12 protein-coding genes and 1 tRNA gene are annotated in these 14,304 nt (G+C 54.7%); 6 read left to right on the plus strand and 7 right to left on the minus strand.

Features of this window, described 5'->3' with window-relative positions; translation table 11 throughout:
* The first annotated feature begins 173 nt into the window (after window positions 1-173).
* From TLL_RS11960 to TLL_RS11970, 4 genes are all read left to right on the plus strand, one after another.
* Window positions 174-1,541, plus strand: a complete 1,368-nt coding sequence (locus TLL_RS11960; protein WP_011058187.1) for an LCP family protein — start codon at window positions 174-176, stop codon at window positions 1,539-1,541.
* Window positions 1,538-2,434 carry an ROK family protein gene (locus tag TLL_RS11965; RefSeq protein ID WP_011058188.1) on the plus strand — a complete coding sequence of 299 codons (897 nt, stop codon included), beginning with the start codon at window positions 1,538-1,540 and terminating at the stop codon, window positions 2,432-2,434. Before TLL_RS11960 ends, TLL_RS11965 begins: the two co-directional genes overlap by 4 nt.
* A 227-nt stretch (window positions 2,435-2,661) precedes the next feature.
* Window positions 2,662-2,784, plus strand: a complete 123-nt coding sequence (locus TLL_RS13090; RefSeq protein ID WP_269441365.1) for a hypothetical protein — start codon at window positions 2,662-2,664, stop codon at window positions 2,782-2,784.
* Entirely contained in the window at window positions 2,766-2,927 is a 162-nt protein-coding gene (locus tag TLL_RS11970) for a Uma2 family endonuclease (protein WP_011058189.1), read from the plus strand. Before TLL_RS13090 ends, TLL_RS11970 begins: the two co-directional genes overlap by 19 nt.
* A gap of 112 nt (window positions 2,928-3,039) precedes the next feature.
* Here TLL_RS11970 and TLL_RS11975 read toward each other — a convergent pair whose 3' ends face one another.
* A complete protein-coding gene (locus TLL_RS11975) occupies window positions 3,040-4,203 on the minus strand; it encodes a pyridoxal phosphate-dependent aminotransferase (protein ID WP_011058190.1) in 1,164 nt (387 codons plus the stop codon).
* Between the two features lie 95 nt (window positions 4,204-4,298).
* Window positions 4,299-4,371 (minus strand) — tRNA-Glu (locus TLL_RS11980).
* A gap of 100 nt (window positions 4,372-4,471) precedes the next feature.
* On the opposite strand from TLL_RS11980, the gene TLL_RS11985 reads away from it, so the two are divergent.
* The gene (locus tag TLL_RS11985) at window positions 4,472-5,320 is read left to right on the plus strand and encodes a glycosyltransferase family 2 protein (protein WP_011058191.1); all 849 of its coding nucleotides are present in this window, start codon (window positions 4,472-4,474) and stop codon (window positions 5,318-5,320) included.
* Here the strand turns inward: TLL_RS11985 and TLL_RS11990 are convergent.
* A complete protein-coding gene (locus tag TLL_RS11990) occupies window positions 5,317-7,311 on the minus strand; it encodes an elongation factor G (RefSeq protein ID WP_011058192.1) in 1,995 nt (664 codons plus the stop codon). The two genes, TLL_RS11985 and TLL_RS11990, sit on opposite strands and share 4 nt — an antisense overlap.
* A 243-nt stretch (window positions 7,312-7,554) precedes the next feature.
* On the opposite strand from TLL_RS11990, the gene TLL_RS11995 reads away from it, so the two are divergent.
* On the plus strand, window positions 7,555-8,556 hold the full coding sequence (locus TLL_RS11995; protein ID WP_164921032.1) for a tetratricopeptide repeat protein: 1,002 nt from the start codon (window positions 7,555-7,557) through the stop codon (window positions 8,554-8,556).
* A gap of 3 nt (window positions 8,557-8,559) precedes the next feature.
* On the opposite strand, the gene hmpF is transcribed toward TLL_RS11995, so the two are convergent.
* The 4 genes from hmpF to rpaB form a co-directional block, all read right to left on the minus strand.
* A complete protein-coding gene (gene hmpF, locus TLL_RS12000; protein WP_011058194.1) occupies window positions 8,560-10,245 on the minus strand; it encodes a pilus motility taxis protein HmpF in 1,686 nt (561 codons plus the stop codon).
* Between the two features lie 1,114 nt (window positions 10,246-11,359).
* Entirely contained in the window at window positions 11,360-12,556 is a 1,197-nt protein-coding gene (locus TLL_RS12005; RefSeq protein WP_011058195.1) for a homocysteine biosynthesis protein, read from the minus strand.
* Between the two features lie 5 nt (window positions 12,557-12,561).
* Window positions 12,562-13,362: a hypothetical protein gene (locus TLL_RS12010; protein ID WP_011058196.1), complete on the minus strand. Its 801-nt coding sequence runs from the start codon at window positions 13,360-13,362 to the stop codon at window positions 12,562-12,564.
* Between the two features lie 22 nt (window positions 13,363-13,384).
* Window positions 13,385-14,140, minus strand: a complete 756-nt coding sequence (gene rpaB / locus TLL_RS12015; RefSeq protein ID WP_011058197.1) for a response regulator transcription factor RpaB — start codon at window positions 14,138-14,140, stop codon at window positions 13,385-13,387.
* Window positions 14,141-14,304: the final 164 nt, after the last annotated feature.

The following is a 14,304-nucleotide window of genomic DNA, read 5'->3' on the forward strand; positions in this document are numbered from 1 at the left end:
GATATTTGAGTGATATTTGAGTATTGTATCCTGCCAACTTGTTGACCGTTCTTTTGATGGGAAGGACATAGAGGCCAACGGGTGAAACTCCCTATCGAAGACCCTTGATGGATGTCCTAGGAGAAAAGAGCTATATGGTAGGCTTAAGGGAATTTTAGTGTGGCGAGGCAACAGTGTTGATTCGATGGCAACGCCGACGACAACCGGCTCCGCCTGAAGAAGAGGTCTTATTTTGGCGACTGGTGTTGTGGCTAGGGGTTGCCCTGATCTCCGGCAGCCTAGGGGCACTCTGGGGGCTACTGAGTCAGAGTACACCGCTCATGCAGCGATCGCTCAGCCCTCAGGAGTGGCAGGTGTTTCAACGGGGCGATCGCTGGACAGGGGCAAGGCTGCATCAGCCCCTAAATTTATTGCTCATTGGCTCTAAGGTCTTAACCTCCGACTTAGATCACCCCCCCGACCCCAACCTTACCTACCATGCCCTCGTTAATTCCGTTGAGGGACTATCGGACTCGCTTCTATTGGTGCGCTTTGATCCAGTGCAGCAACGTTTAGTGATACTCTCAATTCCCCGCGATACCCTGACCTTTATTCCCGGCCGCGGGGATGCCAAAATCAACGAAGCCAATGCCCTTGGGGGGCCAGCGTTGGCAGCAGCGACGGTCAGTGAGCTGTTGGGAAATGTGCCCATTGATCGCTATTTGCGCATTAATGTTCAGGGAATCGAGAAACTCATTGATGCCCTTGGGGGTGTGACCCTCGATGTGCCCATAGCCATGCGCTATCGCGATGAGAGTCAGCACCTCTATATTGATTTGCAAGCCGGACGACACCACCTGAATGGCCAGCAAGCCCTGCAATTTCTGCGCTTTCGCTACGATGCCCTTGGGGATATTGGCCGTGTGCAGCGACAACAGATGTTCTTGCGGACATTGATGGAGCAAACGGCTCGGCCGGAAACCCTTGCCCGTACTCCCCACATTCTCAGTATTATTCGCGAAAACTTGGATACGAATTTAACGGTTGAAGAATTGATGAGCTTGGGCCAATTCCTGACCAGGTTGCCGCGATCGCGGGTGCAGTTTCTGCTGCTGCCGGGGAACTTTAATGGCACCACTGAGGAAGTGGCAGTGAGCTATTGGTTGCCCAATTACCAACGGATTGCTTGGCTAACGGATCAGTATTTCCGTGATACCCCTACGGCTGATCCACGGGAGACGGGTTTGCCCTCCCCTGCCCAAGTGCGGATTGCCATTCAAAATACCAACCTGCCCCAATCATTGGTGATGCGTCTGAGTGAGCAACTGGCAACCGCCGGTTACCCCCATCCCCTGGTGGCGGAGCCATTGCCCCAACCGATCCCGATTACGCGGATCATTGCCCAGCAGGGGGACTTGGCGGCAGCGCGTCAGGTGCAGTTACTGTTGGGATTTGGAGAAGTGCGGGTGGAGAGTACGGGTGTGCTAGCATCGGATGTAACGATTCAACTGGGCGACGATGCCCGCGATCGCCTGCAATTGAGACGAACAACATCTCTGTGAGTGAACCCTACGTTATTGGCGTTGATCTCGGTGGCACGGCCATCAAAATGGGGCGCTTTAGTCCCAAGGGGGACTGCCTCAATGCCCTGACGTTGCCGACTCCTCAGCCCCCTTTTCCAGAACGGGTGATCAAAGCAATTTTGCAGGGGATTCAAGACCTGGATGGTGAGGATCAGGCATTGGCGATTGGTATGGGCATACCGGGGCCTGTGGATGCCAGCGGTCGCATTGCCCGCCGTGCCATTAACCTTGACTGGTACGAAGTGCCGATTAGCGATAGCCTGGAACACCTGACGGGCAAACCCACAGTGATTGGTAACGATGCCAACTGCGCCGGCCTCGGAGAAGCATGGCTAGGAGCAGGGAATCAGTTCAAAGACTTAATTTTGCTCACATTGGGGACGGGGGTAGGGGGTGCCATTATCCTCAATGGGGAGTTGTTCGTTGGTCGAGATGGCACCGCCGGCGAGTTGGGGCTGATTACCCTCGACTACAACGGGCCTCCCTGCAACAGTGGCAATCGCGGTTCCCTGGAGCAACACGTTTCCGCCCAAGCCCTGCGGCGGCGTTGGGGCTGTGAACCCCATGAGATGGCAGAGCGGGCCAAAAATGGCGATCCTGAGGCGATCGCCCTCTGGCAAACCTATGGCCGCGAATTAGCCGCTGGCATTGCTAGCCTTGTGTATGTGCTCACCCCGGAAGCAGTGATTATTGGCGGGGGGATAAGTGCCGCCAGTGATCTCTTCTTTCCCTCGATGATTGCTGAATTGGAGGAGCGGGTGCTGCCCACCTCCCGTCATCACCTCCAGTGTTTGCGAGCAACCCTTGGGAATTCCGCAGGCATCGTCGGTGCAGCCAAACTGGCATGGCAACATGTGAAAGAGCATCTCTAAGGGGCCTGAGCGAGTTACACCATTACACCATTTGGGCAAGGGGCATGACTCCTCCCACCCCTGTGGATAGCTCGCCGCTGCTGCCCAATGTCCACAATGCACCGGTGCTTTGATCAACGCTGCCGCATCCTCCTGAGCTGCCTCTACAATTGAGCAAACCGGAGAATTCATGATCATGCCACCAACAGAGGGCAAAGGGGTACCCACAATTTTGAGCTGATTGGGAGGTGGGGCTTTGGCGCCGGCAAACGCCAGTGGAGCGTGCCTTTGATACCTTGACGGGCTATTTACAGCTTTGGGGAGCGGCCAACTTTCCCCAGACATCTCTTGGATGGCTGACTCCCCCCTAGAGGATATTGATCTGACGGGCTTTATCCCAATCGTGCCGGATTTCGTTACTGAGTTGCGATCGCCCTCGGATCCTATTGACCGCTTAGGCGCCAACATGCAGGCGTATCAGCCACTGGGGGTGTCCTTGGGACTGCTGCGCTGATCAATACCCAAGACCGCCAAGTAGAACTCTAGCGTCCCCAAGAGGAAGTGGTTATTTTAGACTCCTAGACTCCCCTGAGGGGGTTGCTGCTAGCGATGGGGCAGTTGGGGACTTAGAGCCGCTGGACAAATTTCGCTAGTCGCGTCAGGCCTTTTTCAATCGTGGCTAGATCCGTGGCGTAGGAGAGGCGAATGTGATCATCCATGCCAAAGGCTTTACCGGGGACGGCGGCCACTTTTTCCTCCTCCAGCAGGCGATCGCAAAATTCCACGGACCCTATACCCGTGTCGCCAATATCCACAAACAAATAAAATGCCCCCTTGGGTTTGAGACAGCGCAGCCGCGGAATCTCACAAATCCCGGCATACATATAGGCACGGCGCTCGCGAAATGCTGCCACCATCTCAGCCACACAGTCTTGACTTCCTTCTAAGGCAGCAAGGGCGCCATACTGGGCAAATGTACACACATTTGAGGTGCTGTGGCTCTGAATTTTGGTTGCCACTTTAACAATCTCCGTTGTCCCTGCTAGGTAGCCCACTCGCCAGCCGGTCATGGCATAGGCCTTGGCAAACCCACTGCAAACAATGGTGCGCTCAAAGGCAGCCCCACTGACTGCGCCAATGCTCAGGTGTTCGGCACCGTCGTAGAGTATTTTTTCGTAAATTTCATCAGAAACGACCCACAGTTGATGCCGCACAATCACTGCCGCCAGCTCACGAATTTCCTCAGGTGTATAGACCATGCCCGTGGGGTTACTGGGGGAATTGAGGACAACCAGCCGTGTCTTCGGTGTAATCGCATCCTCCAGTTGCGCAGGGGTAATTCGATAGCCCGTTTCCGGCGTGGTTGCCACAATCACTGGCGTGCCACTGGCTAGATGCACCATTTCTGGATAACTCACCCAGTAGGGGGCAGGAATAATCACCTCATCGCCGGGGTTGATCAGGGCCAGCATCAGGTTAAAGAGGGCCTGCTTGCCGCCATTGGTGACGAGGATATTTTCCGCACGATAGGGCAGGTGGTTGTCGCGGTTGAGCTTGGTGGCGATCGCCTGCCGCAGAGCCGGTTCCCCTGCCGCCGGACCATAGCGAGTTTTACCTTGATCGAGAGCTGTTTTCACAGCTTCACGAATGTGGGCAGGGGTGTCAAAGTCGGGTTCGCCTGCACTGAAGCTACAGACATCTTCTCCAGCCGCCCGCATTGCCTTGGCTTTGGCATCAATCGCCAGCGTTACCGACGGCGTGACCCGCATCACCCGCGTTGCCCAATCCATCCTTTGTCTCCTGCACTACTTTCCGTATTGTGGCACTTTAGCAGGGGAGCGGTGAATCAACTATCCACCGTTCGTGTGAGGTTGCCGGTGTAGGATACCCCCAGGGGAATTCGAATCCCCGTCGCCTCCGTGAAAGGGAGGTGTCCTAGGCCACTAGACGATGGGGGCAAGACTCAGCATTAGTTAATGTAGCGAATACCCTGAGCGTTTGTCAACACCTCGGGCAATTTTTGCATCGAAGCCCCTCCTAGGGAGAAAATGAGGGCGAGTGACGGAGGGACTTGCTGTGGAACTTGCTGGCCTGCGTTCCTTCTCGATTGTGATGCCCGCCTACAATGTGGTAACCCAGCGGGGAGAAAGGATCTTTCGCGAAACCCTTGAGAGCATTGCTGCCAGTTGCCGCTACCTCCAACAGCACTTCCCCTACACCCCTGAGGGGGAATTGATCCTGATTAGCGATGGTTCAACGGATCGCACCTGCGATGTGGCGATGGCAGGATGGCCGAATGCTGTCCCTCTGCAATTGGTGGGCCTGCCGACGAACGTTGGGATTGCAGCAGCGCGAAACATTGGGGTGCGCTTAGCCAAAGGTGAGGTGATTTTTTTCTGTGATGCCGATGATCTATACCGCCCTGAGCACCTGTTTTTAGCCCTATCGGTGTTGAATCAGCCCTTACCGGAACCCTATGCCCCGGCCTATTTTGGGGCGGTGCGCACGGGGGTCTATTGTCGCGATCGCCTGCATCCCTACTGGCACAAGAGCCTCGAGCAAACCTTGGTGCTGAACCTGGCTGTGCGCCGCGAAGTCCACGAGTTTATTGGCGGCTTTCCAGAGGATGAGGTGTTTCGCCAATTTCGCTATGGGGCTGAGGATGTGGCCTATGCCTATTGGTTGCACCAGTTTTGCCACACCGCCCGCCTCGAGCAGCGGACCGTTGAGTACCGCCGCTTTCCCAATAGTGTCTTTGACCGTCAACTCAAGAAATTCCAAGCCGCTCCCGGCACGGTGGCCGACGACCTTGATGAGGGCGATCGCCAGCAGGAGGCGCAGATACGGCAGATTATGGCCACACGACTTCAGGAATTGCAGGCCAAGGCAGCTCAAGGCGTGGCCTAGGGGTTTTTGTGGCGCTGGACAATCACTGCGGCCAGTTTCTCCGGTACTTCCTGAAGATGGTCAAATTGCCAATGGAAGCCACCCGTGCCCATGGTCAGCGATCGCAACTCCACGACAAAGTCATGCATTTCCGCTTGGGGTAAATACGCCTCAATCTGTTCCCAGCCGGGCCAACCCTCCTTACAGCTGTAGCCCAAAACCTGACCGCGCCGCCCCGTCAAAGCCTGCATCACCTTAGCAGTAAAGGTTTGGGGCATCCACACCTGCACCGCCATGATGGGTTCTAGGAGTTGCGGTTCACACTGGGGAATTCCCGCTTGCATCGCGAGGCGGGCGGCTTGGCGAAAGGCTTGCTCAGAGCTATCCACAGAGTGGTAAGAGCCATTGGTGAGGGTAACAGCCACATCCACAATCGGAAACCCCAAGGGACCTTGGTTTAGGAATTCGCGCACCCCCTGCTCAACACCAGGGATATATTGCTTGGGAACAACGCCGCCGACAATGGTTTCACTAAATTGGAAGCCGCTGCCGCGCTCTAGGGGAGCGATATCGAGGTATACATCCCCAAATTGGCCGTGGCCACCGGTTTGATGTTTATAGCGGCCATGGCTGTTTTTGATACTCCGGCGAATGGTTTCCCGGTAGGGGACTTGGGGTAGATGGGTTTGCATCGGTAGGTTATATTTGCGCCGCAGGCGATCGAGGGCAATCTGCAAGTGAATGTCGCCCTGTCCCCAGAGAATAATTTCATGGGTATCACCATGCTGTTCCCAACGCAGCGCCGGGTCTTCCTCAAGGAGTTTTTGCAGCGCGCCAGTGAGCTTCACCTCGTCACTCCGTTTACTGGGAGTAATGGCTAGGGCATAGACCGGTTCCAGTTGCGGTGCACAGGGCAAAGGCGGTACCTGACCACTGCCACTGAGGGTCTCACCGGTACGAATGCCCTCCAGCCGTGCCAATAGGACCACCTCACCCGCCGTTGCTTGCCCCAAGGATTCTAATTGCGTGCCCTGGGCACGGTAGATGCCACCCACGCGCACTCCATTCAAGCTCATGCCATCGGTCAAGGTGCCCTGCCAGACCCGCACAAGGGAGAGTTTGCCACCTCCTTGGGGGATATAGAACGTCTTGAGCACTTGGGCGAGAGGCTCCTCACCGTTGATCTGGCGATGGGCAGCGGTTGCTGTGGCATCGGGTGCTTCGCGATCGAGGGCGGCCAAGAGGGGGCGCACACCATAATCCGTTTGGGCACTGCCAAAAAAGACGGGCACAATTAAGTCGGCTCCCAACTCCCAGCGCAAATCGGCCATAATTTCACTTTCCGGTGGCGCGATATCCTCCAGGAGTTCTTCCAGGAGGTGATCATCGTAGTTGGCCAGAGCCTCCAGTAGCTCTGCCCGCGCCGCCTGTTCAACGGCTTGCAATTCCGAAGGAAAGGGGACTAAGTCCGCCGCTGCTCCCGCATGGTAGTGATAGGCCTGCTCCGTCACTAAGTCAATGTAGCCCAAGAGGTCATCCCCCTGCCAAATGGGGTACTGGTGGGGCACAAGGGGGCGGCTGGAGGCTTGGCGATAGGCGGCTAGAATCTCCCTGTAGGGATCATGGGCACGCTCCATCTTGTTGAGAAAAAGGATATGGGGAATTTGCCAGTCATCGAGGAATTTGAATAGGGGGGTTAGGGTAAAGGCGCGATCGCTCAGGGGTTCACAGACAACGATCGCCATGTCCACACCCACAAGGGCATTGAGGGTTTCTTGGAGCAATTCCACGGAGCCGGGACAGTCGAGAAGGGTGAGGTCTAGCTCCCCATACTGGGTATGGACAACATTCAGTTCCACGCCCATCTGGCGATCGCGCGCCTCAGGACTGGTATCCAGAAGACCAATGGCTTTCCCCTTGGTGGCATGGGTAAGGCGCAAAATACTTTCTGCAAGGGTCGTTTTGCCACTGTTGTAGTTGCCCACAAGGGCAATATTGCATCGTCTCGCCATCGGACACCTACCTTATTAATTTCGCCTGATTTGCCATGGGGGTCAAAATTGTCCAGAATAGACCCTGAGTTTGCTTTAACTAGATCTCTTAACCCTTGGCGATCGCCCTTGGGGGAATTTGCAGTATCTCTTAAGGGAGCTGTAAACAACCGTTAAGTTAGGGTTAACGTTTGCGAGGAGGACTCACTCACAATGCGCATCAATTCCCTTTTGTGGGCTAGTATTGCCAGTCTTGGCCTTTGGATGGCATCGCCAGTCCACGCCAATAGCCCAGTGAGCCGGCTGATGCAGGAAGGGCAGCGGCTAGTGGAAGGAGGAAACTATGCCCAAGCCTTGGCCATTTATCAGCAACTCCTCGAGAGTGAGAGCCGTAATCCCCGCGTCCATTCTGCCATTGGCTACATCTATGCCCAGCAGGGACAATTTGGCGAAGCGGCCCGTGCTTACCAACGGGCGATTGAGCTCGATCAACAAAACGCCGATTTTTACTATGCCCTAGGCTACAGTCTGGGGATGATGGGGGAAAACCAGGGGGCGGCTGCCGCCTACCGCCAAGCCATCCGGCTGAATCACCGTAACGCTCAAGCCTATGAAGGACTGGCGGTGATTCTCGCCCGCCTGGGAGATCCCCAAGGTGCCATAGAGGCCTACCGCTCCGCCCTCCGTCTTGCCCCCGGCAATTGGGCAGCTCAAAAGGGATTAGGGGTTCTGCTGCTCCAACAAGGCAATATTCCTGAAGCCCTCAGCCGTTTGCAACAGGCGGCAGCCCTTGCCCCTGGCAGTGCCTCAATTCAAATCAATTTAGGCATGGCACTTCTTGCCGCCGGCGATCCTAGCAATGGCTGGCAGGCCATTGATCGCGCCGCTCACTTGGGTCAGCGGGATGCGGATCTCCTACAGCAGGTGGCCGAACTGGCTGCGGCTGCGAATCAGCCAGAGCGAGCGATTCAAGCCTACCGCCGCCTGATCACCCTGCAACCCGAACGGGTCGCCACTTACTTTAGCTTAGGTGAGCTGTTAATGCAGCAAAATCATCCCCTGGAAGCGGCGGCGATTTATCGTCAAGCCACGCAGATCAACCCCCAGGATCCGGAAGGATTTTACCGCTTGGGGAAAGCCTTGGCAGCCCAAGGACGGCGGCAGGAGGCCCGCAATGCCTATCAAGTCGCTTTAAAGCTCTACCGTGAGCAAAACAACCCCACGGGGGAAACCAAAGTGCGAAATGCAATGCGGCAGCGCAATTAGGGGCTAAGCCCCCTGCCCCAAATTCATAACCACCTGCTGCAACTCAGAAATGAGGGCACTGGGGCGGCCATTGAGGATATTTTGGTTGAGTCCCTCTAAGCTTTGGCGCAGGTGATTGAGGCGATCTTGAACGGGTTGTAAAATTTCCCGCAGCAGATTTGCCTGCCCCCGCTTGGCGGCGAGTAAACGTTGTTCTTCAATGAGCACCTGTTCTTCTTGAGTCAGTTGATCTTTTTGCTGCTGTTGGAGCTTGCGGCGCTCTTCGAGGTCGTGGCGCAAACTTTCTAGATCGGTATAGGCCTGCTGCAATTCTTCTGCCAGTTGATTGACGGCCACACTGTATTCGTGAAACTGGTGTTCAAGTTCACTGAGAATGGGAATGAGGCTAATGCCCTGCTGAGAGGCCGGATCCTTGCGGGCCTCGAGGACTTGCTTATGGATTTTGTAGATCGCTTCTTTTTCACGGATATTTTGCCGCTGTCCCTCAAGGGCCTGATTGAGCAGATTACAGCGCTGGCGCTCATCCTCTAGTTCCCCCGCCAGTTGCAGGCGATCAAAGTCACTGGCTTCTTTAATTTTCTGCTCTAGTTCTGCTAAGGACTCCAGAGCCATTTTTAGCTCTTCTTCTTGATCGTTGACAAAGGCAGAAGCCCGCTTGAGGTCATTGCCGCGGTTGGCCACTTCTTTTTCGAGTTCCTCCATGGGCATTTTCATCAGGGCATTGACATCCACTGCCTCTGTGAGATCACTGACCATGGCTTGGCGCATTTGCTGGATCATTTCCTCCTGTTGAGCAAGGAGGTGGCGTTCTTTTTCCAGAACGGACTGTTTGTAGCGGCAGAGTTCCTCCTGCAGAGCGATCGCCCGACTGTCTTGCCAAAATTTTTCTTGAGCGGTGCGCCAGGTCTCCTCCTTTGCTTGGAAAGCTTGAAGTTGCTGCTCTAGGGTGGCTTGCCGTTGGCTCACTTCCTGCTCTAGTTGCTCCAGTTGCTGCCAGTATTGACTCAGCAAAGCCTGCTGCTGGTCTAAAATTTGGAAACATTCAGCGATTTGGGAACCCCCATCCCTGCTGAGGGTCTCGGCCAACTGCTGCAAAATCGAGTCCACTTGGCGAATTTGTTCTGGGGATAGGCCATTGCCGTGGCTGGATTTGAGTTGTTCCCAGCGCTGCTGTTCTTGATGGACTTGGTGGCGTAAATTTTCAAGGGCTTGGCGTTGCGCTTGAATCCGCTCTTCCTCTGCGGTCAATTCCTCCCGTAGTTTTTGGAGCTGGGCCAGTTGCTCTTCAGCGCCAGCCAGTTGCGCCTCTAATTCCTGGAGTTCTTCTTTGCGCTGCTCAAATTCCTGTTCCCGTTGGTTAAGCGCTTCCGCCTGATACAAGAGGGATTGCTTCCAGCCTTCAATTTCTTCCTCTTGACTTTGGAAACGCTCACGCATCCGTGTGAAGCCGTGCAAAATACCCGTGAGGCGGCGCGCCGCTTCATCGACATTTTGAATTTGGCGGTTGGCGGCCATTTCCACAAAGACCAGCACGCCATTGCCATAGTCGCGACTATTGTCAAAGGGAATCGTTTCCTCGTTTTGGGGGACAGGGTGCCAGTAGCCCGACTGCTCCCGCATCAACAATTTCAACTCGGATTTCGTCCCCATAAAACCGGTTTTTTTAATCACTTCAGCGAGATACTGCACAGCCCTTGACCTCTACCCTAATGCTCAGACTGACACACAACTAGAACAGGCAACAACCGTAAGAACACCTATGACGGATTGGCGCTGATGAAGGATGCAACTGTTGGGTTGTCCGCGATCGCTGGAATCCAGAAGTCGGGTAGCAGGGGGGCATTACTGCCCCCTAGCCCCCTAAGAACCGGACGTGCAAGTTTCCTCGCATCCGGCTCAGGCCCCCCAAAACCCCTCATTTAAGAGGAACCGGTTGTGTGTACAACCTTTACGATACTCATCTACAGCCTGCCTACCCTTGGTGGGAGGGTTGGTGACCGCACCAGTGACTCAAGGTCACCGCCATTTGCTTTGTCACCATTAGGGAGGTTCTATAGATTTTCTCGTAATGGGGAACCGACGGGAAGTCTGCCCTCTTTCGAGTGGGATGATGTTGAATGTCCTGCCAGCATTCTCAATCCCTATCTAACCCATTACAGGCTAGCATTCGCTTTTTCCCGTCTCCTCTACCCGCACTTCCATGGGTGTTCCTCGCAGTCCACTTGCCTTGTGCTTGGCCTATCAAGGCGGAAGTACGGGCTTACCGCGTTCCAACCAGATGACGCGAGGGGTTAGGTGGTGACTTTACCCCGGTGGAGCTAATGTCCCCGTACACCTAATTAGGAGAGGTGTAGCCGTCCACTTGCCATTTTGGCCCAGGCCTGTCAGCGTCTTTGGCCTGCTGAGAGTAACGAGGCTTCTGGCGTCACTTCACTTACGTTCACCATACCCTCAAGCCTAGCTCCCTATCACCTGACGCTGGTGAAGTTGCTTCCTCCTCACGGATTCGGCTTCAACCTTGCGGTTCGGGCTACGTTGTCGGGAGGGCTTCATACCTGACCGTTACCAGTCACGCATGCCTCCCTAGGCTACGGTTGGGGGCACAACCGGTCCCGTTCTAGCTTGTTGGGCTAGTGGGACAATCATCTGGCTAGCTTTCGCGTCGCACCCCTATATCTTTATTAAACACCGATCCGTAAGAGTTCATCAGTTGCCTGAATCACTCGGTCAGACACTGGAGAATTCCAAGGCCAAGGGGGCTGAACTATTTGTCAGTATAGGGAAAGGCAGCCTGCCGCCCTCACTAATCGTCAATGACAGCGGGCATCCAAGGTTGTTGCGGCAAAAAGGCGCGATCGCACGGCAGTGGGGCAATGGGTTCTGTCAGCGTAAAACGACCACTCTGAATCCAATCCTTGAGGACCTCAGCTATGCGCTGGCTAAAATAGAGACTAGTGAGGGGAGCGGTGCGCACGGTTTTGCCTTCAATTTTGATCTTGCCCGACTTGAGTTGGGCATAGTTGACCATGCCGAAGGTGGGACGTACCCGGCGAGGAATTGAAAAGTCAATAATCGGCGCCACCACGTCCTCATCGCGAATGGCACAGCGGGCAATCACCTCTTGATCCAACACTGGCAGCGGAACCCCCACCCCTAGCATCAGGGATGCCCCATAGTGCTTGAAATAGCAGCCGCGTACCCAAAAGGGATCCATCTGTTTGGCGTCACCAATTAGAGCAAGGGTTGCTGCAGGGCCAATGGGGGTGTCGTTTGCCAAACGTTTTTGCAAAGGGAAGTGTTGGGTGCCTTCCCAAGCTACATAACCAATGCCACCACCAAGGAAAATGCGCGTGCCAATCCCCACCAGTCGCAGATAGGGATCATTCAACAGAGGTGAGAGGGCGCCGCCACAGGCATAGACGGCATTCCCCAGTTGCGGCTGCAGTGGACCGAGATAGGTATAGAGGGGGCGATCGCCCCCATTCACACCCACAATAAAGTTTTGATACAGATTGCGGGGATTATAGAGATAGAACTGGTTGATGGTGTCTTTGCTAATCACCGTTTCTAAACTGGCGCGGGGATAACAATCCGTAACATAGCCCACTGCCCGTAGGGGAATGGCTTTACCCGCAATCAAATCGGCAATGACATGGCCACCCCCCCGTTCCCGCAGACTATCGGCTTCACCCCCTTCAGAGTTGGCATCGACCGATTGGGCCGCGCCAAGGTACAGATCCACAGCGCCAAAACCAGTGTAGGCGGGAATGCCATCGAGCCAGCACTGCCGTAGTTTAATAGGCGGATCCGTGGGTCCCAAGTTAATGATCGCCCCAGAGGACTCCATGGGTTCAAATGTACCCGTCGTAACCACATCCACTTGGCGGGTTGCTTCAGCAATGCTCAGGCTTTGAAGACGGGCTTTGAGTTCTGCCAGTGTCCAAACCGTGGCTTTGCCTGCTGTAATCTTTTCATTAATTTCGGCAATCGTCCGTTCCACAGGCGTTACCGCAGATCTTCAGGGTGGCGAATTTGCCAAGCGCCATCGGGAAGCCGTGAGACTTTGCCCCCTAGGCGTTCAATATTCTCTATGGCCGTTTGCCGCGAGCGATCGCTGACGGCATTGACCAGTGCCCAAATCCACGCATTAATCTGTGCCATGCGACTGTCGGGATCTCGCCGTAGGGTTTGTGCTAAAGAGCGATAATACTCGGCTGCAGCGCGTACCTGTGGCTCTGGATTCAGCTCTGCCCAAGCCGCGGCGCGATCGTAGGACACGGCTGCCGCTCGCCCTTTGCCCAAAAAGAGCAATTCATCCATGGCCCGAAACACCCATGCCAAGTAGGCCGTTGGTTGATAGGCGGGATCCATCGCAACCAAACCCCGATCCATCAAAGCCACAGAGGTTTGTGGCTGTCCTGCATACACCGTGATTGCCGTCGAGAGGTAGGGATAGGTTTGGGCAAAGCGGGGATCCTTGGCAATAATTACCTCAAAGAAAGCAGGTACATCGTCGTAACCTGTGACTTGGCGGGCAGCAGAATCCCCAAAAAACTGCAGAAATTGCAAAAATGCCCAATCGGCAACTAAATTGTCAAAACCAAAGGAAGGTAACTTTGCCAAAAGTTGCATTTGAGCAATGGTTTGGGCATTCTGGCGCTCATATTCGGCATCGGTGAATTGTTCGCCCGTTTGAGCCTGTAACTGACGCAAGGCATCCTGCTGCATAAAGGCAACAATGCCTAGAGCCACAGCCGTCAGACCTAGACCCACCACCTCTGACCAGCGCCAGCGTTTTTGATTCATGGCTCACCCTCAAGCCAAGCAGCTATTGATTTTTGTTGCTTGCTTCTCCCGGTTCCGTAATGCGCTGAAAGAGATACCCAGTACCCCGTGCGGTCAAGATTAATTCTGGATTACTGGGGTCTTCTTCTAATTTAGCCCGCAAGCGGGAAATGTGGACATCCACCACCCGTGTATCCACATGGCGCTCGGGGGTGTACCCCCATACTTGCTCCAGAATTTCTGCACGGGAGAAAGGCTCGCCCGAGCGTCCCACCAGCAATTCCAAGAGCATAAATTCCATGCCCGTGAGACGAATGCGCTCATCCCCCTTGTAGACCTGCCGCTTATTGGTGTCAATGCGAATATTGCCCACCTGAATCACCCCGGAGCTAGGGATGCCAGAGGTACTGGTTTTCTCAATGCGTCGCAGTACCGAGCGTATGCGGGCTTCCAACTCCTTGGGGGAAAAGGGCTTGACCACATAATCATCGGCACCTAGTTCTAGCCCCGTAATGCGATCGGCCACATCGCCCAGGGCAGTGAGCATAATAATGGGGACATCCGATTCCTTGCGCAGTTCTTGACAGACGCCATAGCCGTCTAGTTTCGGCATCATCACATCAAGCACGACTAAATCTGGCTGCTCCTGCCGAAATTTGGTCAGGGCTTCCTCGCCATCGGCGGCAGTGACGACGGTATAGCCAATCATTGACAGGCGAGTTTCTAAGATGCGACGAATACTCGCTTCATCGTCAACAACGAGTATCTTTTCCTTGTGGGTCTCCAAAGTAACGGACACTCCTACTCAATGGGGACAGTAATGGATAGAAATTAAAATGTGAATTTTTTGTACTTTATCATTTTCTTACTGGCTATAGAAAGACTCCTAGCCCTGACTAGGACGGGAGTTTGCGGGTTTTTCAGAATTGAACAGCTTTAAGATATTTTAACGTGGCCTTGTCG

The sequence above is a fragment of the Thermosynechococcus vestitus BP-1 genome, assembly GCF_000011345.1.
Lineage (GTDB): Bacteria > Cyanobacteriota > Cyanobacteriia > Thermosynechococcales > Thermosynechococcaceae > Thermosynechococcus > Thermosynechococcus vestitus.